The organism is Streptomyces sp. DvalAA-43, from assembly GCF_900091725.1.
In the GTDB taxonomy this organism is placed as follows: domain Bacteria; phylum Actinomycetota; class Actinomycetes; order Streptomycetales; family Streptomycetaceae; genus Streptomyces; species Streptomyces pulveraceus.
Window position 1 is genome coordinate 1 of record NZ_FMBW01000043.1, and the last position, 25,620, is coordinate 25,620.

22 protein-coding genes and 1 riboswitch are annotated in these 25,620 nt (G+C 72.4%); of the genes, 13 read left to right on the plus strand and 9 right to left on the minus strand.

Annotated elements, in window-relative coordinates; all coding sequences use genetic code 11:
- The first annotated feature begins 224 nt into the window (after positions 1 to 224).
- Together GA0115234_RS14770 and GA0115234_RS14775 are read left to right on the plus strand one after the other, a co-directional pair.
- Positions 225 to 1,253 carry a sporulation protein gene (locus GA0115234_RS14770; RefSeq protein WP_093541746.1) on the plus strand — a complete coding sequence of 343 codons (1,029 nt, stop codon included), beginning with the start codon at positions 225 to 227 and terminating at the stop codon, positions 1,251 to 1,253.
- Positions 1,253 to 1,510 (plus strand): twin-arginine translocase TatA/TatE family subunit, encoded by a 258-nt coding sequence (locus GA0115234_RS14775; protein ID WP_093541748.1) that lies wholly within the window; start codon positions 1,253 to 1,255, stop codon positions 1,508 to 1,510. Before GA0115234_RS14770 ends, GA0115234_RS14775 begins: the two co-directional genes overlap by 1 nt.
- A gap of 47 nt (positions 1,511 to 1,557) precedes the next feature.
- Here the strand turns inward: GA0115234_RS14775 and GA0115234_RS14780 are convergent, their stop codons facing one another.
- The 3 genes from GA0115234_RS14780 to GA0115234_RS14790 form a co-directional block, all read right to left on the minus strand.
- Positions 1,558 to 1,974: a nuclear transport factor 2 family protein gene (locus GA0115234_RS14780; protein WP_093541750.1), complete on the minus strand. Its 417-nt coding sequence runs from the start codon at positions 1,972 to 1,974 to the stop codon at positions 1,558 to 1,560.
- 116 nt (positions 1,975 to 2,090) lie between these two features.
- Positions 2,091 to 3,170: an endonuclease/exonuclease/phosphatase family protein gene (locus GA0115234_RS14785; RefSeq protein ID WP_093541752.1), complete on the minus strand. Its 1,080-nt coding sequence runs from the start codon at positions 3,168 to 3,170 to the stop codon at positions 2,091 to 2,093.
- A 54-nt stretch (positions 3,171 to 3,224) separates the two neighbouring features.
- A complete protein-coding gene (locus GA0115234_RS14790; RefSeq protein WP_093541754.1) occupies positions 3,225 to 3,896 on the minus strand; it encodes a M15 family metallopeptidase in 672 nt (223 codons plus the stop codon).
- 192 nt (positions 3,897 to 4,088) lie between these two features.
- On the opposite strand from GA0115234_RS14790, the gene GA0115234_RS14795 reads away from it, so the two are divergent.
- Positions 4,089 to 4,784 (plus strand): response regulator transcription factor, encoded by a 696-nt coding sequence (locus GA0115234_RS14795; RefSeq protein WP_093541756.1) that lies wholly within the window; start codon positions 4,089 to 4,091, stop codon positions 4,782 to 4,784.
- Entirely contained in the window at positions 4,781 to 5,932 is a 1,152-nt protein-coding gene (locus GA0115234_RS14800; protein WP_256088717.1) for a sensor histidine kinase, read from the plus strand. The genes GA0115234_RS14795 and GA0115234_RS14800 overlap by 4 nt, the downstream gene beginning before the upstream one ends.
- A gap of 77 nt (positions 5,933 to 6,009) precedes the next feature.
- Here the strand turns inward: GA0115234_RS14800 and GA0115234_RS14805 are convergent, their stop codons facing one another.
- Complete coding sequence (locus GA0115234_RS14805) at positions 6,010 to 6,564, minus strand: hypothetical protein (RefSeq protein WP_176729171.1); 555 nt, start codon at positions 6,562 to 6,564, stop codon at positions 6,010 to 6,012.
- 193 nt (positions 6,565 to 6,757) lie between these two features.
- Between GA0115234_RS14805 and GA0115234_RS14810 the strand changes: the two genes are divergently transcribed.
- Positions 6,758 to 7,822, plus strand: coding sequence for a lipoate--protein ligase family protein (locus tag GA0115234_RS14810; RefSeq protein WP_093541761.1), 1,065 nt, complete (start codon positions 6,758 to 6,760; stop codon positions 7,820 to 7,822).
- Positions 7,823 to 7,892: 70 nt separating this feature from the next.
- On the opposite strand, the gene GA0115234_RS14815 is transcribed toward GA0115234_RS14810, so the two are convergent.
- Complete coding sequence (locus tag GA0115234_RS14815; RefSeq protein ID WP_093541763.1) at positions 7,893 to 10,409, minus strand: SpoIIE family protein phosphatase; 2,517 nt, start codon at positions 10,407 to 10,409, stop codon at positions 7,893 to 7,895.
- Positions 10,410 to 10,563: 154 nt separating this feature from the next.
- The gene (locus GA0115234_RS14820) at positions 10,564 to 12,042 is read right to left on the minus strand and encodes an amidase (RefSeq protein WP_093541765.1); all 1,479 of its coding nucleotides are present in this window, start codon (positions 12,040 to 12,042) and stop codon (positions 10,564 to 10,566) included.
- 190 nt (positions 12,043 to 12,232) lie between these two features.
- Here GA0115234_RS14820 and GA0115234_RS14825 point away from each other — a divergent pair, with 190 nt between their 5' ends.
- The 3 genes from GA0115234_RS14825 to GA0115234_RS14835 all read left to right on the plus strand — a co-directional run bounded on the left by GA0115234_RS14825 (position 12,233) and on the right by GA0115234_RS14835 (position 14,955).
- The gene (locus GA0115234_RS14825) at positions 12,233 to 12,922 is read left to right on the plus strand and encodes a hypothetical protein (protein ID WP_093541767.1); all 690 of its coding nucleotides are present in this window, start codon (positions 12,233 to 12,235) and stop codon (positions 12,920 to 12,922) included.
- Positions 12,919 to 13,959 (plus strand): nucleotidyl transferase AbiEii/AbiGii toxin family protein, encoded by a 1,041-nt coding sequence (locus GA0115234_RS14830; protein ID WP_093541769.1) that lies wholly within the window; start codon positions 12,919 to 12,921, stop codon positions 13,957 to 13,959. Before GA0115234_RS14825 ends, GA0115234_RS14830 begins: the two co-directional genes overlap by 4 nt.
- Positions 13,960 to 14,178: 219 nt before the next feature.
- Complete coding sequence (locus GA0115234_RS14835; protein ID WP_093541771.1) at positions 14,179 to 14,955, plus strand: hypothetical protein; 777 nt, start codon at positions 14,179 to 14,181, stop codon at positions 14,953 to 14,955.
- Here GA0115234_RS14835 and GA0115234_RS14840 read toward each other — a convergent pair.
- Both GA0115234_RS14840 and GA0115234_RS14845 read right to left on the minus strand, forming a co-directional pair.
- Positions 14,918 to 16,468, minus strand: coding sequence for an NCS1 family nucleobase:cation symporter-1 (locus GA0115234_RS14840; RefSeq protein ID WP_093541773.1), 1,551 nt, complete (start codon positions 16,466 to 16,468; stop codon positions 14,918 to 14,920). The two genes, GA0115234_RS14835 and GA0115234_RS14840, sit on opposite strands and share 38 nt — an antisense overlap.
- 96 nt (positions 16,469 to 16,564) lie before the next feature.
- Positions 16,565 to 17,566 carry a TIGR03842 family LLM class F420-dependent oxidoreductase gene (locus GA0115234_RS14845; RefSeq protein WP_093541775.1) on the minus strand — a complete coding sequence of 334 codons (1,002 nt, stop codon included), beginning with the start codon at positions 17,564 to 17,566 and terminating at the stop codon, positions 16,565 to 16,567.
- 435 nt (positions 17,567 to 18,001) lie between these two features.
- A riboswitch (cobalamin riboswitch) is annotated at positions 18,002 to 18,122 on the plus strand.
- Positions 18,123 to 18,160: 38 nt separating this feature from the next.
- Between GA0115234_RS14845 and GA0115234_RS14850 the strand changes: the two genes are divergently transcribed.
- From GA0115234_RS14850 to GA0115234_RS14865, 4 genes are all read left to right on the plus strand, one after another.
- On the plus strand, positions 18,161 to 19,147 hold the full coding sequence (locus GA0115234_RS14850; protein WP_093541777.1) for an ABC transporter substrate-binding protein: 987 nt from the start codon (positions 18,161 to 18,163) through the stop codon (positions 19,145 to 19,147).
- Positions 19,148 to 19,233: 86 nt separating this feature from the next.
- On the plus strand, positions 19,234 to 20,250 hold the full coding sequence (locus GA0115234_RS14855; protein ID WP_093542359.1) for a FecCD family ABC transporter permease: 1,017 nt from the start codon (positions 19,234 to 19,236) through the stop codon (positions 20,248 to 20,250).
- Positions 20,247 to 21,035 carry an ABC transporter ATP-binding protein gene (locus GA0115234_RS14860; protein ID WP_093541779.1) on the plus strand — a complete coding sequence of 263 codons (789 nt, stop codon included), beginning with the start codon at positions 20,247 to 20,249 and terminating at the stop codon, positions 21,033 to 21,035. Before GA0115234_RS14855 ends, GA0115234_RS14860 begins: the two co-directional genes overlap by 4 nt.
- Entirely contained in the window at positions 21,032 to 21,793 is a 762-nt protein-coding gene (locus GA0115234_RS14865; protein ID WP_093541781.1) for a (2Fe-2S)-binding protein, read from the plus strand. Before GA0115234_RS14860 ends, GA0115234_RS14865 begins: the two co-directional genes overlap by 4 nt.
- 109 nt (positions 21,794 to 21,902) lie before the next feature.
- On the opposite strand, the gene hydA is transcribed toward GA0115234_RS14865, so the two are convergent.
- Positions 21,903 to 23,294 (minus strand): dihydropyrimidinase, encoded by a 1,392-nt coding sequence (gene hydA / locus GA0115234_RS14870; protein ID WP_093541783.1) that lies wholly within the window; start codon positions 23,292 to 23,294, stop codon positions 21,903 to 21,905.
- Positions 23,295 to 23,671: 377 nt separating this feature from the next.
- Here hydA and GA0115234_RS14875 point away from each other — a divergent pair, with 377 nt between their 5' ends.
- Positions 23,672 to 25,558 (plus strand): alkaline phosphatase family protein, encoded by a 1,887-nt coding sequence (locus tag GA0115234_RS14875; RefSeq protein WP_256088718.1) that lies wholly within the window; start codon positions 23,672 to 23,674, stop codon positions 25,556 to 25,558.
- The last annotated feature ends 62 nt before the right edge of the window (positions 25,559 to 25,620 follow it).

Here is a 25,620-nt window from a genome sequence, read left to right on the forward strand (position 1 = left end):
ACCCTCACCCTGTACGGTAAAAGCACGGCAAAACACGCACGTCAAGCGGGTGCCAGGACCTCCTGAGCGATCCTTTTCGGACTTTCCCGCCCACCGGGCCCTCACGGCTCCGGAAGCCCCGTCACCGGCCCTATGCTCTACACGTCTGTAGAGAACGGGAGCCGCCTCCGGCGTTCCCGGACCCCCCGAACCCCTCGTACGCACATAAGGGAGTGGACGCCGCAATGGTGTTCAAACGACTGCTCGGCTCGCTCGGCGTGGGCGGCCCCACCGTCGACACCGTCCTCACCACCGGGGCGGCCGCACCCGGCGGCCCCCTGTCCGGCCAGGTCCATCTCAAGGGCGGCAGCGCCGACTTCGACATCGACCACATCGCGCTGGAACTCGTCGCGCGGGTGGAGGCCGAGCACGAGGAGGGGGAGGAGGAGCACGTCGTGGCCTTCGAGCGCTTCACCGTGGGCGGCAGCTTCCGGCTGGCCGAGGGTGAGCAGCTCAGTGTGCCGTTCACGGTCGCGCTGCCGTGGGAGACGCCGGTCACCGAGCTGTACGGGCAGAGCCTGGGCATCGTGCTCGGCGTACGCACGGAGCTGTCCGTCGCCGGGGCCAAGGACAAGGGTGACCTCGATCAGCTCGCGGTGGGCCCCCTGCCGGTACAGGAGGTGATCCTCGAAGCGTTCGGGCGGCTCGGATTCGGCTTCAGGTCCGCGGATCTGGAGTACGGCCGCATCGGCGGCACCGGCCAGCAACTCCCCTTCTACCAGGAGATCGAGCTGACCCCGCCGCCGCAGTACGCGCACGCGGTCAACGAGATCGAGGTGACCTTCCTCGCCACCGCGGGCGGCATGGAGGTGGTCCTGGAGGCCGACAGGCGCGGCGGACTTCTCTCCGGCGGGCACGACGCACTCACCCGGTTCACGGTCGCGCACGACGGCATCCACCACCAGGACTGGCGGGCGCTCGTCGAAGGCTGGCTCCGGCAGCTGATCGAGCACCGGTCGGCGTACGCGGAGAGCTCCGCGTACGGACACGGCGATCCGTACGCCGGACACCACGGCCACGAGACGCCTCACGGCCACCACGGCGACCACCCTCACGACGGCGGGCACCGCTCCGGACCCGGCCTGGGAACGGCCGTCGCGGTGGGCGCGGCCGGGCTCGCGGTCGGCGTCGTCGGAGGCATGGTCGCCGCCGAAGTCGTGGACGAGGTGGGCGACTTCTTCGAGGACGACAACGACGAGGGCGAGGAAGACTGATGTTCGGTATCAGCGAGCTCGCGATCATCCTGATCGTGGTCATCCTGGTCCTGGGGGCCAAGAGGCTTCCCGAACTGGCCCGTTCCGCGGGCAAGTCGGCCCGCATCCTCAAGGCCGAGGCGAAGGCGATGAAGGAGCCGAAGGGCACCGAGGCGGAGGCGGGGGCGCCTCGCGTCATCCGCGGCGAGACCGTCACCCGGCCCGACGCCGGACGCCCGGGGCCGGATGCGGGGCAGCCGCCCCGGGACCGCGCCTGAGACACCCGGTCCGTCTGGCGCCCGCGCCATTCGGGGAGCACACACCGTCAGGGCGTGCACGCACGCGCGATCGACAGGCTGTTCTCGTACAGGTGGTGCCGGGTGATCCGGCCGTCCTCGACGGTGAGGCGCAGTGCGAAGGGGCCCTCGAAGGACTTGCCCGTCGCACGCACGGTCCCCGAGAGGTGCCCCATCAACACGGCGTCGGCGCCGTCGACGAGGACGGTGTCGATGGACGCACCGGCCTCCTCGGGCACCGTGTGATCGGTCAACTCCGTGAACTGGGCTGCGCATTCGGCGGCGGTGGAGCGGGGCCTGATCCATGGGACCACGGGGTTCTCCGCGAGCAGCCAGTCGACGTCGTCGGCGAAGAGCGCGGTGAGCCCCTCGGTGTCCCCGGCGAGGCGGAGTGCGAGGAACCTCTGGACGGTGGCGCGGGTGGCGTCCGTGGTGGTGGGTGTCATACGGCCCAGCCTGCCGGGACGCCGACCGGGCGTCGATTACCTCGCGGGTAAGGGGACGGGCCGGGACGGCCGGCGCCGCGCAACCGAGGCGTGCGGCGTCCGGGCCGGTGTGCCGTCTATGCCCTGAGTCCGGCGGCGATCGGCCGGTGGTCGCTGCCGGTGGCGGGGAGGGTCCAGGCATCGGTGGGGGTGACGCCTCGGGTGAGGATATGGTCGATTCGGGCGATCGGGAACGCAGCGGGCCAGCTGAAGCCGAAGCCGGTACCGGCCAGGTCCTCGACCGGTGTCAGCCGGGACGTCAGGGGTGCGAGCCCACGGTCGGTGGTGGCGCCGTTGAGGTCGCCCAGGAGGACGACCCTCTTCTGCTGTTCGTGGTCGAGGAACCGGTCGAGGGCGGTGAGGGTGTCGTCGCGCCGGGCGACGGTGAAGCCGGATACTCCGACACGGACCGAGGGCAGGTGGACCACGTAGACGGCGAGGGGCCCGTTCGGCCCCCGGACCAGGGCGCGCAGCGACCGGCTCCAGCCGGGGTCGATGGTGAGGCGCCGGGATTCGGTGATGGGGTAGCGGCTCCACAGGGCGACGGTGCCGATGTGCACGGAGTGGGTGAGCCGGCGGTCCAGCACCTTCCGGTAGGCGGGCAGGGCGTCGTCGGTGACTTCTTCCAGGGCCACCAGGTCCGGGTCGGCGGCGAGCAGCGTCCGGGCGGTCACGGCGGGGTCGGGGTTGTCGGCGTTGACGTTGTGGGTGACCACGGTCAGGTTCGGCTCGGCATCGCCGCGGCCGCCGAGGAACAGGGGCGCGAACACGGCGAACCAGACGGCGCCGAGCAGGAGTGCGGCGATGACGGCCGGCACGGACCTGCGGACCAGGGCGGCCAGGAGCAGCGCCGGTACGGCCAGACCGGTCCAGGGCAGCAGGGTTTCGAGCAGGCTGCCCAGGTTGCCCGGTGTGTTGGGCACGAACGAGTGGCAGAGCAGCACCAGGCCCGTCACCACCGCGACGGCGCCCGGAATCCGGCCCGCGCGCCACATCGCGCGGCGCCGGTCGGGACCGGGACCGGGTTCGGTGGTCGGTGTTCCGTCGGGCAGTGTTGTTCCGTCGGGCGGTGTCCCGGGCAGTGGCGCTTCGGCGGGGTCGGAGAATCCGCCTCCGACGTACACATCCGGGTAGGGGTCTTCGCGCAGATCGGCCATGACATGTCCTTCGGCAGGGGGCGGCACCGGCTCATGGGCTGAACGCATCGCCCGTCAGCCGGCCGCGTCGCGCAGCGGGGCCGGACAGGTGCCACCGCGACCGGTCAGCAGCTCGAAGTGCCACATCTCGTTGTTGTAGACCTGGCACAGCCCGTAGTCGGAGCCGTTGCGGATGAGCCAGTCGTCGGCATCGGTGGGACCGATGTCGACCGCCTTCCCGGAGACATGGGTCGACTTCTGCGGGGTGTTCACGAACTGCCTCGCCTTCTCCTCGCTCCCGTACTTCTCGATCCCCTCGTCCAGCAGCCGCTGCTGGTGTTCCCTGCTGCGCCATCCCGAGGTGACCCGGAATTCGATGCCGTCGTCGCGGGCGTCCCGGGCCGCCTCCTGCACCGCCTTCAGCAGCCGTTCGTCCAGACGGCCGACGGCCGGGTACCGGGTGTCGAACGGGGTGAGCTCACGGCCCTCCGGCAGGTCACCGCTCTCGGTTCCCTCCTGGGGGTCACCGCTCTCGGTGGCCTCCGCCCTGCCCCGCGCGGACGCTTCGCCGCCGTCCGGCCCGTGGTCCGCCGTCGCGACGGTCCGCGCGGCCGGTCCGCTCCCGGCCGTCATGCCCCATGCCGCCGCCAGTGCCACCACCACGACCGCGCCGGCTCCTGCCGCCGCCCGGCCGGGGAAACGGCGCGCCGCCGCTCTGGGGCGGTCCGCGGTCGGGTCGTCGTGCATGGTGGCCTCCGGGCATCTCGTACGGCGCGGCGGGTACGGGTGCCGCGGGCTGATGGACCGAGTGAACGGCAGGCCGTGTTGTCGGACCGTTTCGATTTCCGGATATGTTTTCGATATGCCCGGACTGTTCCCATGGGGACGAACGGACGGGCCGACGACCGGCCGGGTGAGGCGCAGAGCAGGAGAGACCGTATGCGGGTGCTGATTGTCGAGGACGAGCTGTATCTCGCCGAGGCGGTGCAGGCGGGCCTGAGGCTCGAAGCCATCGCCTCCGACATCGCCGGGGACGGGGACACCGCCCTGGAACGCCTCGATGTGAACGAGTACGACATCGTCGTGCTCGACCGCGACATCCCCGGCACGCACGGGGACGACGTGTGCCGGATCATCGTGGAGCGGCGCCTCGGCTGCCGGGTGCTCATGCTGACCGCGGCGGGCCTCCTCGACGAGAAGGTCACCGGGTTCGAGATCGGCGCCGACGACTACCTGACGAAGCCCTTCGACCTGAAGGAGCTCGTCGTACGTCTCCGCTCGCTGGCCCGTCGGCCCAAGGACAGCACGCCCCCCGTCATCGAGTACGCCGGAATCCGGCTGGACCCGTTCCGGCGTGAGGTCTTCCGTGCCGGGAGATACGTGGCGCTCACCAGGAAGCAGTTCGCCGTCCTGGAAGTCCTCATGACCGCGCGGGGCGGAGTCGTCAGCGCGGAGACGCTGCTGGAGCGGGCCTGGGACGAGAACGCCGACCCGTTCACCAACGCGGTCCGCATCACCATCTCCACGCTCCGCAAACGGCTCGGCGAACCCTCGGCGATCGTCACAGTGCCGGGCGTCGGATACCGTCTCGACGAGTCGGCCGGGCACCACGGGCCGACGGGACACGGCCGGTGAACCGCCGGAACGCCGTCACGGACCCGGCCGGAGGCCCGGTCCCTTCCAGGCGGCCCCGGCGGCTGACCGCCCGGATGAAGCTCACCCTCACCTACGCCCTGTTCGTCGTCGTCGCCGGGGCGTTCAGCCTGGTCATGGTCTACCTGGCCATGCGCTTCGTGCCCTACTACCCGCTGGCCGACGTGAACCCGCAGGCCGCGGCCATCGCGACCCGGCCGGACATCCTCCAGGCCCTGGCCAAGGCCTCCGGCATCGCGCTGCTGCTCCTGGCCCTGATCGGGCTCGGCGCGGGCTGGCTCATCGCGGGCCGGGTCCTGCGCCCCCTCCAGGACATCACCCGGGCCGCCCGCCGGGCCGCCCACGGCTCCCTGGACCACCGCATCGGGCTCACCGGCCCGCGCGACGAGTTCACCGAGCTGTCCGACACCTTCGACGACATGCTCGCCCGCCTGCAACGGTCCTTCGACGCCCAGCAGCGCTTCGCCGCCAACGCCTCGCACGAGCTGCGAACCCCGCTCGCCGTCAGCCGCACCATGCTCGACGTGGCCGTCGCCGACCCCGAAGGCCAGGACTACCACCGGCTCGTCTCCCGGCTCCGCGAGACCAACCAGCGCGGCATCGACATCACCGACGCGCTGCTCCAGCTCTCCGCCCTCGATCACACCCCGCCCGCCATGGAGCCGCTCGACCTCGCCGACACCGCCCGGGGATCCGTCGACACCGTCCGCGAGGAGGCCAGGACACGGAACATCGCCCTCGTCGCCGACACCCGCCCGGCCCCGGCCACCGGCAACGACGTACTGCTGCGCCAGCTGACCCTGAACCTGCTCCACAACGCCGTACGGCACAACCTGCCCACCGGCGGCTCGCTCTCCCTGACCACCGGCCCCGACCCGGCACGCCCCGGCCGCGCCCTCCTGACCGTCAGCAACACCGGACCGCCCCTGTCCGACACGGTCGACCGCCTCACCGAACCGTTCCTGCGCGGCAGCGGGCGCCTGGCCGAGCAGGATTCCACCCGCCGCGGCCACGGCCTCGGACTGGCGATCGTCGCCAGCATCGTCCGGGCCCACCACGCGGACCTGACCCTGACCCCGAACCCCGGCGGCGGACTCACCGTCCGGGTGTCGCTGCCAGGCGCCGCATAGCGGCGGAGCGCCGCCGCAGGGCGTCCCGCCTCAGGTGGACGGCGGCCGCACCCTCCTGACCGGCCCGCCCGCGCGCCTCACGATCCGTCGGAGGAACGGGGCCCGGTCCAGCCGGTGGCGGCCACCGTCTCCCGCGCGATCTCCACCACCCGCCGTCCGTCCGTCGCCACGCGCACCGTCTCCGCGTGAGCCCGCTCGTCCAGGAGACGTGCCTTGCGGACACTGCCCCGGAATTCCGATTCCAGCTCCGAGCCGAGCTCCCGGCCCAGCAGCCGCTCGCGGGCGGTGGCATCGGTGGCGGTGAGCAGCACCCGTACGATCCGCACCCCCTCCCCCAGGGCGCGCTCGAACATGCCCGTCGCCTCGGGCAGCACGCTCACGGTGTTCGTGTAGATCAGGCGGCGGTAGCCGCGGTGGGCGAAGTTCGCCCACACGTCCCTCAGATTGCACTCGGTGACCTCCGAGCGGTCGGGGTCCCCCTCCGGCGCCGGGTGCACGTATCCCATGAAGTCACCGTCGATGACCGCGTGGGGAACGGCCGCCACACGAAGCTGCGCCGAGATCTCCCACCCCACCGTCGTCTTGCCGACCCCGGCCCGCCCACCGATGAGAAGCACTTCCGCATGTTCCATGGGGACACCGTGCCAGTCGGCGGCCGCCGCACGCGATCCGATATCGGTCCTGCCGCACCGTCACGGCCCCACCGGCGGATGGCCGCTCCTCACACGCGAGCGTTACAGTGCGATGCGAGGTATGTGCGCGTCCGTCCCCCATCGGAGCAACAGGCTCACGATCCACGCCGCGCACCGGGAAGGGAACGAAGCCGTGCATGGCGAGTACAAGGTGCCCAACGGCAAGCTTGTCGTCGTAGATCTGGACGTCGAGGAAGGCGTGCTGCGCAACGTACGCGTCGCCGGGGACTTCTTCCTGGAGCCCGACGAGGCGATCCTCTCGATCGACGGGGCCCTGGAAGGTGCCCCCGCTTCGACGGACGCCGCGGGTCTGGCGGCCCGGATCACGGCGGCGCTGCCGGAGTCGGCCGTCATGTTCGGACTGACCGCGGAGGGCGTCGGCATCGCTGTGCGGCGGGCGCTGGCCCGTGCGACCGAGTGGAGCGACTACGACTGGCAGTTGGTGCACACCGAGGCGCAGGCCCCGGCACTGCACATGGCACTGGACGAGGTCCTGACCGCCGAGGTGGCCGCCGGGCGGCGGGCTCCCACACTGCGGGTCTGGGAATGGGCCTCGCCCGCCGTGGTCATCGGCAGCTTCCAGTCGCTGCGCAACGAGGTGGACCCCGAAGGGGCGGCACGGCACGGGATGACCGTGGTACGCCGTATTTCCGGGGGCGGGGCCATGTTCGTGGAGCCCATGAGCACCATCACGTACTCGCTGTCCGTGCCGGATTCGCTGGTCTCCGGCCTCACCTTCGCCGACAGCTACGCCTACCTCGACGACTGGGTGCTGGGCGCCCTCGGCGACATGGGGATCAAGGCCTGGTACCAGCCGCTCAACGACATCGCCACCGACGCCGGGAAGATCGCCGGCGCCGCGCAGAAGCGGGTCGTCGGCACCGACGGCGGCCCCGGCGCCGTCCTGCACCACGTGACGATGTCGTACGACATCGACGCGGACAAGATGCTGGAGGTGCTGCGGATCGGCAAGGAGAAGCTCTCCGACAAGGGCACCAGGAGCGCGAAGAAGCGCGTCGACCCGTTGCGCCGTCAGACGGGGCTGGCGCGCGAGGCGGTCATCGAGCGGATGATCGACTCCTTCCGTACCCGGTACGGCCTCACCCGGGGCGGGGTGACGGACGAGGAGATGGCACAGGCCGAGAAGCTGGTGCGGACGAAGTTCGGCACGGCGGAGTGGACCGCCCGGGTGCCGTGAGCGGCGGCCGGGCGGGGGGCCGTTCCCCGGGGGTGTGTCGGGCGCCTGTCGAGCCGTTCGCCGGGGTGTGTCAGGCGCCCGTCGTCGGGAGTTCCTGCTCGGTCCAGATGATCTTGCCGTCTGCCGTGTAGCGGGTGCCCCAGCGGCGGGTGAGCTGGGCGACGAGGAAGAGGCCGCGGCCGCCCTCGTCGGTGGTGCGGGCGTGCCGCAGCCGCGGCGAGGTACTGCTGGTGTCGGAGACCTCGCAGATCAGGACGGACTGGCGCAGCAGCCGGAGCCGGATCGGCCCGGTGGCGTAGCGCACCGCGTTGGTGACCAGCTCGCTGACGATCAGCTCGGTCGTCATCTCCAGCTCCTCCAGGCCCCAGGAGCGCAGCACCCGGGCGGTCCGCGCCCGGACCCCGGCGACCGCGGCCGGGTCGGTGGGCACCTCCCACGAGGCGACGTGGTCGGCGCTCAGCTCATGGGTGCGGGCGAGCAGCAGGGCGACGTCGTCGGGCTGGGGCACCGGGACCAGCTGGTCCACGACGCTCGCGCAGAGGGCGTCGAGCGGCAGCCCGCGCTGTGCCAGGGCGCCGCCGAGCCGGGACATGCCGAGGTCGGGGTCCCGGTCCCGGCCCTCGATGAGTCCGTCGGTGTAGAGGCCGATCAGGCTCCCTTCCGGAAGGGAGATCTCCGCCGTCTCGAACGGCATTCCGCCCAGGCCCAGCGGGGGTCCCGCGGGCAGTTCGGGGAAGCTGACGCGGCCGTCCGGGGTGACGACGACGGGTGGTGGATGGCCGGCCCGCGCCATGGTGCAGAGCTGGGTGACCGGGTCGTACACGGCGTACAGGCAGGTGGCGCCGAGCACGGGGGTGCCGCCGCGGTCCTCCCCCTCGCTCTCCTCGTCGCTCAGGCGGAGGACGAGGTCGTCGAGGTGGGCGAGGAGCTCGTCGGGCGGCAGGTCCATGTCGGCGAGGGTGTGGACCGCGGTGCGGAGCCGGCCCATGGTGGCCGCGGCGCTGATGCCGTGGCCGACGACATCGCCGACGACGAGGGCGACCCGGGCGCCGGAGAGCGGGATCACGTCGAACCAGTCGCCCCCGACACCGTCCTTGGCGTCCGCCGGAAGGTAGGACGAGGCCACGTCCAGGGCCATTCCGCCCGGCAGGGTGTGCGGGAGCAGACTGCGCTGAAGGGTCAGCGCCGCGGTGTGCTCGCGGGTGTAGCGGCGGGCGTTGTCCACGCAGACGGCGGCCCGGACCACCATTTCGCGGGCCGGAAGAACATCGTCCGGTTCAAAGGGGGTGGGGTTGACCGACCGGATGAAGGTGGTCAGGCCGAGCACCGTGTCCCGGGCCCGCATGGGTACGGCGATCAGGGAGTGGAGCCCGTGCTCGCGGATGCTCGCCGCCCTGCCCGGCTGCTCGGCCGCCCACACGTGGCTGTCGGGGTCGAGGACCGGGATGAGGACGGGTTCGCCCTCGGCGAGGAACCGGAGGTCGTGGGGCGGGGGCAGGAAGTCCACCGGATCCCCGACCCGGCAGACGGCCTCCGGGCAGCCCTCGCGCACCGAGCTCATCCCGGCACGGCGCATCCTCGGCCGGGAGGAGTTGGTGACGGCGCCGGAGCGGGTGAGTTCCGGACCGGACAGCCCCACCCCGAGGGGCCACGGGCCGGGGTCGTCGGGGCTGGCGACCGGCTCCAGCAGGTCGACGATGACGAAGTCGGCGAACCGAGGCACCGCGAAGTCGGCCAGCTCCTGCGCCGTACGCATCACGTCCAGGGTGGAGCCGATGCTGGCACTGGCGTCGTTGACCAGGGCCAGCCGCTGCTGGGCGTTCCACCGGTCCGTGACGTCGAGCACCATGTAGCAGAGTCCGGTGACGGCGCCGTCGCTGTCGGTCAGCGGCAGGTACGACGTGGAGTAGGCGCGCTTGCGGCGGGGATCGGCCCAGGTCCAGCCCAGGTACTCGTAGTCGATGACGGGGATCCCGGTGTCCAGCACCCCCCGCATCAGGATCTCCAGTGCCTCGGTCTCCAGCCCCGGGAGCACCTCGCTCAGCCGACGGCCCATCCGGTGCTCGCGCGGTACGCCGCTGAAGCGTTCCAGGGTGTCGTTCATCCAGGTGTAGCGGAGGTCCGGGCCCATCACCGCGATGCCGATCGGCGAACCGGCCAGGAAGGCGTCCATCACGGACTGCCCGACCGTCCACTCCGGCCGCCGTTCGCGTCCGGAGACCAGGAAGCACTCCCGGCCGTCCAGGTGGAACGAGGCCGAGACCCGGAGGTCCAGCTCGATCCGGCTGCCGTCGCGCCGTCGCGCGTCGGCGACGCCCCGCCACCCCACGCCCGCGCGGCAGCGCTCGGCGATTCCCGCCACCCGGACCGGGTCCTCGGGCATGGCGAGCAGGAACCCGCCGGACCGTCCGACCACGTCCGCGGCGCGGTACCCCAGCAGGTCCTGCGCGCTCTGCGTCCAGCCGACAACCTTTCCGGTGCCGGCCACCACCGCGGTCGCGTCGTTCGCCGTGTCGTAGGAGTGCCGGGGAGTGCTGGGCTGCGGGGGCTCGGCGCCGGGCGCCGACTGCGGTCCTGCACACGCCATACTGGCCACCACCCATCCACTCCTTGTCCATGATCCCGCCTCCCGCGCCCAGGTGCGAGCGACGCGGACGGGCACGTACGGGCGCGGGGCGGGCCGGTGCCCGGTCGCGGTGTCCGCCGGTGCCGACGGCGGACGCGTACGGGCGCGGGGGCGGTCAGCGCCCGTCGTCCTCCGGCCCGGAGCGGACGGGCAGAGGCGGGGGCCGGTGCTCGTACCAGCGCCGGTCGGCCTCCAGCTGGGCGGCGAGGGAGATCAGCAGCTCCTCGCTGCGGGACGGGCCGAGCAGTTGCGCTCCGACGGGCAGCCCGTCGACGGTGAAACCGGCCGGCACATTGATGCCCGGCCAGCCCAGTACGTTCCACGGCCAGGCGTACGGGCACGCCTCGGTCATCGCCAGATCGGTGCGCCAGGCGCTCAGCCCGTCGAACCGGCCGATCGGGGGCGGCGGCAGGGCGGTCGTCGGGGTGAGCAGTACGTCGTACCCGGCGCCGCCCCGGGGCGGGCGGAAGAAGGCGCCGATCCTGCGGTGCTGGCGCACCTCGCGTTCCCGGGCCGCCCGCACCGCCCGGCCGCCGAGCCGGGTGCCGGTGCGCAGCGCGCTGCGGGTGCGCGGGTCGAGGAGGGCGGGGTCGGGGTGGCGGGCGGCGAGTTCGGCGATCCCGGCGGTGGCGCGGGGGACGAAGCCGAGACCGATCAGCCCGTACCGGGGCCGGGCCTCCTCGACGTTGTGCCCCAGGCGGGCGAGGTCCTCGGCCAGGGCGAGGACGGCCCGGCGCACCTCGGGGTGGGGCCCGGAGCCGGTGAGGGTGAGCGGGGGGCGCCAGGCGAGGGCGATGCGCAGTCGGCCGGGGTCGCGGCGGGCGGCGGCCGCGGCGGCGACGGGGGGCGGCCGGTGCGGGTCGTCGGGGTGGGATCCGGCGGCCGCGTCGAGCAGCAGTGCGGCGTCGGCGACGGTCCTGGCGAGCGGTCCGTTGACGGTGAGGCCCTGGAAGGCGTCGGTGTGCGGGTGGCCGGAGATCCGGCCACGCTGGGGCTTGATGCCGACGAGATGGGTCCAGGCCGCCGGGATGCGGACGGAGCCGGCGCCGTCCGAGCCGAGCGCGGCGGGTACGAGACCGGCCGCGACGGCCGCCGCGGAGCCGCCGGACGAGCCGCCGGGGGTGTGGCCGGTGTGCCACGGGTTGCGGGTGGCGCCGAAGGCCCGGCCCTCGGTGAACGGCCACTGGCCGAGCTCGCAGGAGTTGGTCTTGCCGACGATCACGGCCCCGGCCGCCCTCAGCCGCCGTACGGACTCGCTGTCCGCGGTCGCGGCGGGCAGATCGCCGTCGCAGCCGAAGTAGGTCGGCATCCCGGCGACATCCGTGTCGTCCTTGACGGCGACCGGAACGCCGAGCAGGGGCAGCCGCTCCCCCGCCGCGAGCCGGCGGTCGGCCTCGGCGGCCTCGGCGAGCGCCGCCTCGGCGCGCAGATGCCGGAAGGCGTTGAGGGTGCCCTGGCTCGCCTCGATGCGGCGCAGCGCCGCCGACACCTGTTCGACCGAGGTGGTACGGCCTTCGGCCAGCTCCTGTGCGCTGTCGACCAGCCCCGTCGGGCCGGCCGGTTCGGTGGTTTCCACGGCTTTGGGTGAGGACATGGGCTGACCGCCTTCCTCGTATCGGCGGACACGTACGCACGACATGTGCGCGGCGCGCGCCTGTACGCCAGAACGAACGTACCGGAGGGTAACGATTGGCGAGCGGTCCGCTCAACCGTTCGGTGGAATGCGGCCGGGCAGTGCTCCGGGGAGTGTCAGTGCCGCTTGTTACGTTCCCCGGTGGAAGAAGATGGCGAAAGCACTGCTGGAGGGGTACGTGGAAGCGGAGTTCGAGGGCGAATTCGAGACGCATCTGACGGTGCGCCTCGATCCCCGCGCCGACGAGGCCGAGGAGGGCGCCCGGCTGGCGCGCTGGGCGGAGCGGCACGGCCTGAAGCTCAGCCGCATCGTCCTGGACCGCGGTGCCGTGCCCGACCAGCCCATGCTGACCGAGCGGGGGCGGGGTTCGCTCTCCCGTCAGCGGACAGCGGCGGAGCTCCGGGCGGACGCGCTGCGCGCGGCGGGGTTCCCCGTCGTACGCGTGAAGATCGAGGCCGCTCCGTGGAACGAGGAGATACCCCGGACGGCCGAGGAGGCCGCCGCGCTGCCCCCCGGCTGCCACTTCGAGCACCACGTCAAGCTGCTGCTCTCCGGCGCGTCGGAGCTCGCCGCCGCGCGGGCCGCGGCCGAGCGGCACAGCGCGCATCTGTCGCGCAACGCCCGCCGCACCGACGGGCGGGGGCGCCACGAGCGGTTCGTCACCCAGCGCTGCCGTGCGATCGGGCGGCCCGGAGCGCGGGCCCGGCTCGACGCGCTGCTGCGCGCGCTGGACGACGCGGGGCTCGAAGTGCTGGAGACCGAGGAGGAGTTCGTCGTGCACGACGACCATCCGGCCCTGGACGCGGGCTGGATCGACGAGCGGGCCGGGGCTGCGCGGTGAGCGCGGCCGACCGCCCCGCTCCCGGGGAGCCGGCGTTCGACGACCCGGCGCTCTCCCCGCGCTGGCGGGCCGCCCGGCGCGCGGTCCAGGACCATCTGCTGCGCGTGATCGCCGGGTCGCCGTGGGGCGAGCAGCTGGTCCTGCGCGGCAGCCTGCCGCTCCAGGCGTGGGTGGGCGCGGCGGCACGGGAGCCGGGCGATCTGGACTGGATCGTGTCCGGCCCGTCGGCGGACGAATTCGTCGACCGCCTCGATCCCTACCCGTACGTCGCCGGGATCGAGGCGGTCCAGCACTGGCCGGAGGCGGCGCACGGCGCGGCCGCACCCGAGCTGTGGACGGACGAGGAGAGCCACGAGACCGCCGGTACCCGGCCCGTTCTCGCACCCGAGGGGCTCCGCTGGGTCGAGATCGAGGGCCCCGACGACATCGATCCGCCGCCCTCCCCCGCCGAGGAGGTCGTCGCCGCGCTGACGGCCGGGCCGCCGCCGCCCGAGGGGATACGCGTCGATCCGCTCCGGGTGACGTCGGACGGGGTGTGGATGTACCGGGAGTACGAGACACCCGGCGTGCGTGTGGTCGTCCCCTGGCAGGCGGACGGGCTGCCACCGGGCGAGCTGCGGATGGACTTCGCCCAGGACGAGCGGCTGCCCGAGGCCCCGGTGTGGACGGCCTGCCCGCGCGGTGACGGCGGGCCCCCGACGCCGGTCCGCACCGCGAGTCCGGGGCTCTCGCTCGCCTGGAAGCTGCTGTGGCTCGCCGAGGACCAGGAGGCGGAGGGCCGGTCGGCGGCCAAGGACCTGTACGACGCGGTGCTGCTCGCGGAGCACGGCCGGACCGTGCTGCCGCCCCGCCTGCTGCACAACGTGCTGGGTCCGCACGAGCCGTGGTTCACGCCCGGGGCGGTGCTGGACTGGCTGGTGGACTGGTCCGCCTTCCACGCCGCGCACCCCTGGGTGGACAGCGGCCCGGACCTGCTCCGGGAACGGCTGGCCGCCGCGCTGCCACCGCTGCTGGAGCGGAGCGCCCCGCAGCCGTGACGGCCGGGCGCGGGCACGCGCCCGGCCGCCGAAGGCGGAGCGCACCCCCGCGCACGCACGGGTGCGCTCCGCCGGGCGACCGGTCCGGCCCCGGCGTACGCTCGGAAGAAGTCCGACGGCACCCGAACGGACGGCTTCGGACGGTAACGGACGGCATCGAACGGCACCTGAACGGGCCCGACGGCGGCACTTCCCCACGGGTCCTACGAGGGAGGCGACGTGACCGGTCGACACAACGGCACCCGCCGGGCCGCCTGGGCGGCGGTCGTCGTGCTGGGGCTCACCGGCGGCAGCGTCCTGGGGGGCGGTGCGGCGCGGGCGGACGACGGCATCGACAAGCTCTCGGCGCAGCAGATCGCGGACCGTTCGCGCGACGCCCTCCTGAGCGTCCGTTCCCTGCATCTCACCGCGCGCGGCGACCTCGGCGGCGGCAGCCCGCCGGCGACTCTGCAACTCACCCTGGACCGGGACGGGAACTGCAACGGCTCCGTCGACCTCGGCCACGGCCAGGGCTCGGTCCGGATCGTGAAGCGCGGCGACGCGGTCTGGGTCAGGCCGGACGCGAACTTCTGGAAGAGCCAGGTACCGAACGGCGGTTCGGCCTTCGCCGCGATCCTCCAGGGGCGCTACATGAAGGGCTCGGCCTCCGACCCGCGGCTGCGCGGCCTGGCGGCCGGCTGCGATCTGGACACCTTCCAGAAGCTCGTCAGCGACCATGCGAACAACGACCGGGGGACGCTGAACAAGGCCGGGAAGACCACGCTCGACGGAGCCCCGGTGGTGCCGCTGACCCGGATGAGGGACGGCCGGACGACAACGACGTACGTCGCCGCCACCGGCAAGCCCTACCCCTTGAGGATCACGCTCCGGGGCGACGGGGCGAACGCGGTCGTGGACCTCTCGGCCTTCGGCAAGCCGGTGCCCACGACCACACCGCCGCCGGACCAGACGTACGACATCAGCGCCCTGCTGGGCCGGACGTCGGCGCCGGTGTGACGCCGGACCGGCCACTGAGCACCACGTACAGCAGCAGCGAGGAGACCAGCCCGACCGCCCAGCCGTAGTCGGCGAGCGGTTCGAGGAACGGGATCAGACCATCGGCCGGGAACGGGCCCGCCCCGGGTGCGGAGTGTGAGCCCCCGATCGCCAGGACACCGCCGACGGCGAACGCGACGACGGCCCGCCAGTTCCAGCCGTTGGTGTACCAGTAGCGGCCGCCGGGGCGGTAGAGGTCGGCGAGGTCGAGCACCGTGCGGCGGACGATCCAGTAGTCGGCGATCAGGATGCCCGCGACCGTGCCGAGCAGTCCGCCGACCAGCCCGAGCCAGGTGAAGATGTACAGCTCGGGGGTTTCGGTGAGCTTCCACGGCATGATCAGGACGCCCACGACACCCGTGATCAGGGCGCCCGTACGGAAGTCGACGAGCCGGGGCGCGAGGTTCGCCAGGTCGTACGCGGGTGACACGACATTCGCCGCGATGTTCACGGAGACGGTCGCGACCAGCACCGTGACCAGGGCGTACAGCAGCCCGAAGACGTTGTCGGTCCGCGCCACGAGCTGCACCGGGTCCCAGATCGCCTCGCCGTACACGGCCTGCGAGCCGGAGGTGACCAGGACCGAGAGCAGCGCGAAGAGCGTCATCGTGGTCGGCAGTCCGAGCACCTGGCCCCGGATCTGGGCGCGCTGGCCGGCCCCGAAGCGGGTGAAGTCGGGGATGTTCAGCGAGAGCGTGGCCCAGAACGCGATCATGCCCATCAGCGAGGGGAAGAAGACCGGCCAGAACTCCTTGCCCCAGCCGAGCTTCGACGGCTGGTCGAGCAGCGGGCCGAAGCCGCCCGCCTTGACGGCGACCCAGACGAGGAGCACGACGGCGCCGACGATGACGAACGGCGCGGCCCAGTTCTCGAAGCGTCGCAGCGCGTCCATTCCCCGGTGGATGATGGCGAGTTCGAGCGCCCAGAAGAGGACGAAGCAGAGCCAGAGCGTCCACGGCTGCCCGCCGATCGCGGACGCCTCCGCCCAGCCGCCGAAGATCTTCCCCAGCAGCGTGAAGATGCCGACGCCCCCGATCCAGGTCTGGATGCCGAACCAGGCGCATGCCACCGCGGCCCGGATCAGCGCGGGCAGGTTGGCGCCGCGCAGCCCGAAGGAGGCGCGCGCGAGCACCGGGAAGGGGATGCCGTACTTGGGTCCGGCGTGCCCGGTGAGGAGCATGGGCCCGAGCACGATCAGATTGGCCAGCGCGATGGTGAACACGGCCTGTTTCCAGTCCATGCCGAGGGCGACCAGTCCGGAGGCGAGCAGCCAGGACGGGATGTTGTGGGCCATGCCCACCCAGAGCGCGGCGAAGTTGTACGTCGTCCACCGGCGCCGTTCCAGCGGTACGGGCAACAGGTCCTCGTTGACGAACCGGTTGTCGGTGGGAACGGCGCCGGGGGCGAGTTCGACGCGCCCCGAGGGGGCGGGTATCCGGTCCTGCGGTGGGACCGGTGGAACGGTCGAGGTCATGGCGGCTGGACCCTTCGCTCGGGAGCGGTGCCGTGCGGGGCGGGGCGCGGGGGGTGTGTACGACCGTGGGGCGGGAGGGGGCGACCGTGGGAGGGGTCAGTCGGACAGGGCGGGGATGATCCGTGCGCCGTAGGTGTCGATCGTCGCCTCGCGCGCGTCGTGCATGTTGTACACGGCGAACTGGTCGACACCCAGATCGCGCAGGGCCCGCAGCTTCTCGATGTGCGCCTCGGCGGGGCCCAGCAGACAGAACCGGTCGACGATCTCGTCCGGCACGAAGTCGGTGTCGGGGTTCCCGGTCCGGCCGTGGTGGCTGTAGTCGTAGCCCTGCCGGTTCTCGATGTAGGTGGTCAGGGCCTCGGGCACCAGCCCGGAGTGCGCGCCGTACCGGGAGACCAGGTCCGCGACGTGGTTGCCGACCATCCCGCCGAACCAGCGGCACTGCTCGCGGGCGTGGTCGAGGTCGTCGCCCACGTAGGCGGGGGCGGCGACGCAGATGGTCACGGACCCGGGGTCGCGGCCCGCCTGCTCCGCCGCGTCCCGTACCGCCTTGATCATCCATTCGGTGAGGAACGGGTCGGCGAGCTGGAGGATGAATCCGTTGGCCTTCTGCCCGGCGAGGGCCAGGGCCTTCGGGCCGTACGCACCCATCCAGACGGGCAGTCTGCCGTCCTTCACCCAGGGGATCTGGACCGGCTGCCCGTCGACGGTCGCCTCGCGCCCCTCGGCGAGGTCACGGATCACGTCGATGGCCTCGCCGAGGCGGGCCAGGGTGTTGGGCCTGCGCCCGGCCACCCGCATCGCCGAGTCGCCCCGTCCGATGCCGCAGACGGTGCGGTTGCCGTACATGTCGTTGAGGGTGGCGAAGGTGGAGGCGGTCACCTCCCAGGTGCGGGTGCCCGGGTTGGTGACCATGGGGCCGACCACGAGGTGTTCGGTGTGTTCGAGGATCTGGCTGTAGATGACGAACGGTTCCTGCCAGAGCACCGTCGAGTCGAAGGTCCAGCCGTAGCGGAAGCCGTTGCGTTCGGCGCGGCGCATCAGGCCGACGACGGCCGAGGCGGGCGGGTCGGTCTGGAGGACGAGTCCGAAGTCCATGGCGGGTGCTCCCTAGTCCAGGTACGGAGAGGTGGCGCGGGGGGGGGTAGTTGCCGTGTCCGGCCCGGCCGGTGAACTCCCTTGCGTCGATGACGACTTCACCGCGCGAGGACGGTTGCGACCGGACCGGTGATCCGCTTCCCCTCGTACGCCGAGTGGCCGACGTCCAGTGATGGGGTCGTCGCGGATCCGGTGGCGGTGTCCCTGAGTGACGTACTCCGGCAGATCCTTCCATATGAGGCCACGGCGAACCCTGTACGACGCCGCCTCGAACGCGACTCGTGGGCGACGATTCTGGACCGCTTCCCGGGCTTTGGGAAGAGGTCCTCCGCGCGGGCCCACCGATGATCGATCGCGCGGCACGCGCGGTGTCGCGGTGCCGTACGGACACGGCGGCGCGAGGCCCGGGACCTGCCGGAATACGAGGTCTGACACAATGGCCCCGAAATCTCGGGCGACGCGCGTCAGGAAACCGGTGTGAATCCGGTACGGTCCCGCCACTGTGACCGGGCAGCAGCCCGGAAGCCAGATACTGGCCGCGCCGCCTTCTCGAACGACCCAGGGGACGAGGACATCCCCCGGAAAGGCTCGGCCATGCCCCGGATCCGTCGTGTACCCCTCGCGCTCATACCCCTGCTCCTGCTGCCGCTCACCGGCTGCGGCTCCGGCACCGGCGGCGAGGGCGGGAAAGAGGCCGCACCGGCCGCCGACGGTTTCCCCTACACCGTCACCAACTGCGGTACGAAGACGACCTTCGATGCCCCGCCGAAGCGGGCCGTCACCATGAACCAGCACGCCACCGAGATCATGCTGGCGCTCGGGCTCCAGGACCGGCTGGCCGGGACCGCCTATCTGGACGACAGCATCCAGCCGGAGTACCGGTCCGCGTACGCCGCGACCAAGGTACTCGCGAAGGAGTACCCCTCCAAGGAGGTGCTGCTCGGCGCCAACCCCGACTTCGTCTACGGCGGGTACGGCAGCGCCTTCGACAAGGCCAGGGGCCTGGACCGCGCCGCACTCCAGAAGAGCGGCATCAACACCCGGCTGAACATCGAGAACTGCACCGAGCCCGAGGTCGGGATCGACCAGCTCGCCACCGAGATCACCCAGGTCGCCCGGACCTTCGGCGTACCGGAGCGCGGCAAGAAGCTGATCGCCGAGGAGCAGCGGAAGATCGCGGCGGTCGAGACGGAGCTCAAGGGCGCCTCGCACCCCTCGGTGTTCGTGTACGACTCCGGCGACAGCTCCGCGTTCACGGCGGGCGGCAACGGCATCGGCAACGAGATCGTCCGGCTCGCCGGGGGCCGGAACGTCTTCGCGGACCTCGACGCCACCTTCGGCGACGTGTCCTGGGAGCAGGTCATCAAGCGCAAGCCCGAGGTGGTCGTGATCTACGACTACGGCGGCACCCCGGTCGCGGCCAAGAAGAAGCGGCTGCTGAACGACCCGGCGCTCGCGGACGTACCGGCGATCAAGAACAAGAGGTTCGCGGTGCTCCCGCTCTCCTCGGCCGTACTCGGCGTCCGGGTCGCCGACGCCGTGCAGGACCTGGCCGGGCAACTGCACCCCGGCACCCGGTGAGCGCCGGCTCCGTCCGCCCGCGCACGAAGACCGGCCAGACAACGCCCGGCCTCCGCACGAAGCCCGGTCTCCGTCCGAAGGCCGTCCTGCGTTCGACGCCCGTCGTGATCGGCGTCCTCACGGTGCTGCTGATCGCGGCGGCGGTGGCCGGTCTGGCGCTCGGCCCGGTACGGATTCCGCCGGGCGAGGTGCTGAGCACGGTGCTGGGCGGCGAACGCACGGGGGCGTACCCGACGATCGTGTGGGAGGTACGGCTGCCCAGGGTGCTGCTCGGGGCCGTCGTCGGTGCCGGTCTGGCCCTGTCGGGCGCGGTGCTCCAGGCGCTGGTGCGCAACCCGTTGGCCGATCCGTTCCTGCTGGGCGCCTCCTCCGGGGCGTCGGCGGGCGCCGCCGCGGTCGTCGTGCTGGGGGTCGGCGCCGGTGCGGCCACCGATGTGGCGCTGCCCCTCGCCGCGTTCACCGGGTCCATGGCCGCGCTGGTCGGCGTCTATGCGATGGCCCGGCGCGGCGGCACCATGACGACGGGCCGGCTGATCCTGGCCGGGGTGGCGATCCAGTACGTGCTGTCCGCGTTCACCAGCCTGATCCTGGTGCTGTCCTCCCGGGCCGAGCATGTGCGGGAGATCATGTTCTGGACCCTGGGCGGCCTGGGCGGCGCCCGATGGGACCAACTGGCCCTGCCCGCCGTGGTCCTGGCCGTCGGGGCCGTGCTCCTGATCAGCCTGGCCCGTCCGCTGGATCTGCTGCTGACCGGGGAGGAAGGGGCCCGTAGCCTCGGCCTGGACCCCGGCCGGTTCCGGGGCGGGGTCTTCGTGCTGGTGTCGCTGATCATCGGGGTGCTGGTCGCCTACAGCGGGGCGATCGGCTTCGTCGGCCTGATGATCCCGCACGCCGCCCGGCTGATCGTCGGCGCGTCCCACCGCAGGCTGCTGCCGGTGACCGCGCTCGGCGGGGCGGTCTTCATGCTGCTGGCGGATCTGCTGGCGCGGACGGTGGCGGCCCCCAGGGAGATCCCCGCCGGGGTGGTCACCGCCCTGGTGGGCGGCCCGTTCTTCCTCTGGCTGCTGCGCCGCTCCAGCCGTACCGAAGGGATCACCGGATGAGCCCGGCACCGTCCGCGACGGCGCTCGCCGCCGACGGGGTCAGCTACGAGGTGGCGGGCCGCACCCTGCTCGACGGGGTCGTGCTGGACGCCGCCCCCGGCGAGACGGTCGGCCTGGTCGGGCCGAACGGCAGCGGCAAGACCACCTTCCTGCGCTGTGTGTACGGCGCCCTGCGCCCCGCGGCGGGGCGGGTCCTGCTGGACGGTGCGGACGCCGCGTCCCTCGGAGTGAAGGAACGGGCCCGGCGCGTCGCCGTCGTACCGCAGGACAGCCCCGGCGCCTTCGGCCTGACCGTGCGCGAGATCGTGGCGATGGGCCGCAGCCCGCACAAACGGTTCTGGGAGCAGGACGACGCCGACGACGCCCACCGCATCGACGAGGCGCTGCGGCGCGTCGGTGCGGCGGCCCTGGCCGGCCGGCGGTTCGACGAACTGTCCGGCGGGGAACGGCAACGGGCCCTGATCGCCCGCGCCCTGGTCCAGGAGCCGGGACTGCTGGCGCTCGACGAGCCCACCAACCATCTGGACATCCGCTACCAGCTGGAGATCCTCGGTCTGGTGAGGACGCTGGGCACCACCAATCTGCTGGTGCTGCACGACCTCAACCTGGCCGCTTCCTACTGCGACCGGCTGTTCGTCCTGAGCGCCGGACGGGTGGTGGCGTCCGGCTCCCCGCACGCGGTGCTGACGGAGGACCTGCTGGCCGAGGTCTACGGGGTACGGTCCCGGATCGGCGCCCATCCGGTCACCGGCGCCCCCAACGTCGTCTACCTCCCGCTCCCATGAGCGACGACACGTCCCCCGCCTGGACGCCCCTGCCGCACGGGCCGCGCTGGCAGGTCACCGAAGGCGAACCGCCCCCGGGCGAAGCGGGGCCGTGGCTGGCGGCCGACCGGCTGGCCGACCCGGCGGGCGAGGAGCTGTCCACGCTGCTGGAGAGCGAGCGCGCCGGCAGCGGCCACCGCACCGGCCATGCGACCGCGCTGACCCTGATGGCGGTGTACGCGGGCCGGGTCACCGCCGCCGCGGTGCTCCACTGGGCGCTGTACGACGAGGTCCCGGATCTGCGGTCCGGCAATGTGCTGGTGCGCCCCGCCGCGCACGGGATCGGCGGGGTCCGGGTGCGCAGGGCCCGGCTGCTGGTGCCCCGGGCCGGGGAGGACCCGGTCCGGCTGCTCCACCGCGTGGTGCTCGACGGGCATCTACTGCCGGTCGCCGAGGCGCTGCACCGCCGTACCCGCGCCGGGGTCAGGCAGTTGCGCGGCGGGATCGCCCACGGCTGTGCCACGGCGCTGTGCGCGTACGGCGCCGAGGTGGATCTACTGGCCGCCCGCTGGCGGGAGTTCGCGGACACGGCGCCCGGCGGACTCGCGGCGCTGGGCGAGGTGGCACGCGTCCGGCGCGCGCCGGACGGGCCGGAGCGGCTGGTCTATCTGCGCAACACCTGCTGTCTGTACTACACGAGCGCGGAGGCGGTGCGCTGTGCGAGCTGTTGTCTGACGGGCCGCGAGGAGCGGCTACGGGCGTACGCACGGCCGGAGTAGGGCCGACGGGCGCCCGGGAGACCGGGCGCCCGTCCGGCAGGAAGCGGGGCACGTCCGGCCTGCGTGTCGGGCCGGGGCGGCGGACCGGCGGTCACCGGCCCCGCCGGATTCAGTTCGTGAACTGACAGGTGCCACGCGGCAGGTAGGCCCCGTGCCCGGCCTTGCCCACGTACGCGCGGTTGTCGATCACCGGAACCCCGCGCGACAGCACGGTCTCGACCCGCCCCGTCACCCGCTTGCCCTCGTAGGCCGAGTAGTCGACGTTCATGTGGTGCGTCTCGGCGGAGATGGTCTGCTCGGCGGCCGGGTCGTAGATGACGATGTCGGCGTCGGCTCCCGGGGCGATCGTGCCCTTCTTCGGGTACAGGCCGAACATGCGGGCAGGCGCGGCACAGGCGATCTCGATCCAGCGGCGCCGGCTGATGTGCCCGTCGACAACGGCCTGGTGCAACAGGTCCATACGGTTCTCGACACCCGGCATGCCGTTCGGGATCTTCGAGAAGTCCCCGCGTCCCATCTCCTTCTGGCCCTTGAAGCAGAACGGGCAGTGGTCCGTGGACACCACCTGGAGATCGTTCGTCCGCAGCCCGCGCCACAGGGCTTCCTGGTGCTCCTTCGGGCGCAGCGGGGTGGAGCAGACGTACTTCGCGCCTTGGAATTCGGGCTCGGCGAGGTTGTCGGTCGACAGGAAGAGGTACTGCGGACAGGTCTCGCCGAACACGGGAAGCCCCTCGTCCCGGGCTCTCGCCAGCTCCGCGAGCGCCTCCTGGGCCGACACGTGCACCACGTAGAGGGGCGAGCCCGCGACCTGGCTCAGCTTGATCACCCGGTGCGTCGCCTCCGCTTCGAGGAGCGCCTTGCGGACTTCGCCGTGGTAGCGCGGATCCCTCTCACCGCGTGCCAGCGCCTGTTCCACCAGCACGTCGATCGCGAGGCCGTTCTCCGCGTGCGTCATGATCAGCCCGCCGTTGGAACCGGCGCGCTGCATGGCCCGGAGGATCTGGCCGTCGTCGGAGAGGAAGACCCCGGGGTACGCGGTGAAGAGCTTGAACGAGGTGACGCCGGCCGAGACGAGCCCGTCCATCTCCCTGAGCGAGGACTCGTTCACATCGGACATGATCATGTGGAACGCGTAGTCGATCGCACACTGTCCATCCGCCTTTTCGTGCCAGGCGTCGAGCCCTTCGCCCAGGGATCCGCCCTTGGACTGGATGGCGAAGTCGATGACGGTCGTCGTGCCGCCCCACGCCGCGGCGCGGGTACCGGTCTCGAACGTGTCGGAGGCGTAGGTGCCGCCGAACGGCATCTCCATGTGCGTGTGGCCGTCGACCCCGCCCGGGATCACGTACTTCCCGGTGGCGTCGATGACGTGGTCGGCCGTCCACGCGTGGCTGTCAGGGGTGGCCAGGCCCACGACCCGGCCGCCGTCGACGAGGACATCGACGTGCAACTCGTCGGAGGCCGTGATCACCAGTCCGCCGGTGATGAGAGTGCGTGCCATGGCTTCTGCTCCATTCGCGTCGGATCAACGGCGTTCGCTCCTGAACCGTTCCTGCCCGCCCGGTGGGTCTACGCCCGTAGACAAGGTGCGTGATGAAGAACGTAGAAGTGGGTTACCCACTGTGGCAATACCACTGCCGACAACCGCCGAAGACGTTTCTGTTTCATCCGCCCGGCACTCCACCGGCCCACTGCCGCGGCCACCGCCAGGACCGCCCTTGCATAACGGAATGATGACGAGTCTGGTCCAAATGTTGAGTACGGTTCATGCGCCCGTCCCTTACGCGGGGTGGTCCGATCACCACCGGCGGCGAGCCTCGGTCCAGCACCGGACGCCCCCGATGTCCGGTGCCCACCGACCCGATCCCGGAGGATCACGTGTCCCTGTCGCGCTCCGCGCGTACGGTGCTGGCCGCCGCCACCGTCGCCGCCGTCGCACTGCCGCTCGCCACCACCGCCGCCCACGCCCAGGGGTCCAAGGCCCCGGCCGCCGCCCCGTACGCCGGTCTGCCGTCCGGCACCAAGCAGGCCAAGACCCTGGTCATCGGCATCGACGGCGCCACCTTCGACGCGTTCTCGCGCGCCGACATGCCGCGTCTGAAGCAGCTGATGGCGAAGGGCCTGACCGCCCGGAGCAATCTGTACGCCGACCCGATGGCCCCGACCGTCTCCGGCGCCGGCTGGTCGTCCATCGCCACCGGCGTCTGGCCCGACAAGCACAACGTGAAGGACAACAACTTCACGGCCCCGAACTACGGCCAGTACCCGGACTACGCGACCCGGCTGGAGACCGCCGACCCGAACACGTCCACCCTGGTCGTCGGCACCTGGAGCCCGATCCCCCAGACCGTCTTCGGCGCGAAGACCGATCTGCGCATCGCGGGCGGCAACGACGAGGGCACCACCGCCAAGGCCGCCGACTACCTGGCGCACGGCAACCCCGACTCCACCTTCGTCCACCTCGACGAGGTCGACGGCGCCGGCCACAGCAGCGGCTCGGCGAGCGACGCCTACCTCAAGGCCCTGAACACCGCCGACGCCCAGGTCGGCCGGCTGCTCGACGCCGTGGCCTCGCGGCCGACGTACGCGAAGGAGGACTGGCTCGTCGTCGTCACCGCCGACCACGGCCACACCCCCACCGGCGGGCACGGCGGCAACACCCCGTTGGAGCGCGGCACGTTCGTGATCGCCCAGGGCAAGGGCATCCGGCCCGGCTCGGTGCGCGACGACGTCAAGATCACCGACATCGCGCCCACCGTGCTGCGCCACGAGGGCGTCGCCACCGACCCGGCCTGGAACCTCGACGGCAGCTCGCTCGCCGAGCTGAGGCCGGACGCCTTCGACGCACTGCGCCCCGCGCTCCGCGCCCCCGTCGACGAGACCAAGCTCCCGGCCAACGTGAAGGGGTGGACGAACACCGCACCCGAGGGCTGGTCCATCGACAACTCGAAGATGCCGGCGGGCGGCGTCACCGAGTGGCGCGGCTGGGCCTTCGCGACGGACGAGTTCTGGACCAACGCCGAGCGCGGCCAGGGCCGTGAGACGAACGTCCGTGCCCGCGATGTGTTCGCGGTCGCGGACTCCGACGAGTGGGACGACAAGGCGCACGACGCCGGACAGTTCGACTCCACCCTGGTCAGCCCCGCGTACCGGCTGAACGGCGCGGCGAGGGCGACCGTCTCCTACGCGACGAACTACCGGGTCGACGGTCCGCAGACCGGCGACGTGTACGTCTCGTACGACGGCGGCGCCCCGCAGCTCGTGAAGTCCTACCGGGCCGACAGCAACACCGTCGAGCGTCTTGAGCTCACCGTCCCGGCGGGCGCGCGGACGGCCCGGCTGACCTTCCGCTACACCGGCACCAACAGCGCCTTCTGGACCGTCGACCGGGTCGCCTTCGGTCAGCCCAACCCGCCGTCCCAGCTCGCCGTCGCCTCACTGAGGGCCGACACGAAGCTCCTCGGCCGGCCCGGCTCCGACGCGGCCTGGAAGGTCACCGCCGAGGGCGTGGTCAGGACCGCGCAGGGCAAGCCGGTGAAGGGCGCGAAGGTCACGGCCGAGCTGACGGCCGGCGGCAAGGTGCGCAAGCTGACCGGCACGACCAGGAGGGACGGCTCGGTCCGCTTCGGCGCGACGGTGCCCCGGGGAGTCGCCGCGGCCACGCTGACGGTCACCGATGTGCGCTACCGGCACCTCGCGTACTACGGCGAGCTCGACCCGGTCCACGCCCTGGACCTCACCCGCCCCACCGGACACCGGGGCTGACCGACCGGCCGGGCCCCGGAACTCCCGCCGGGGCCCGGCCACCGTCCTGCCCACCGGCCTCG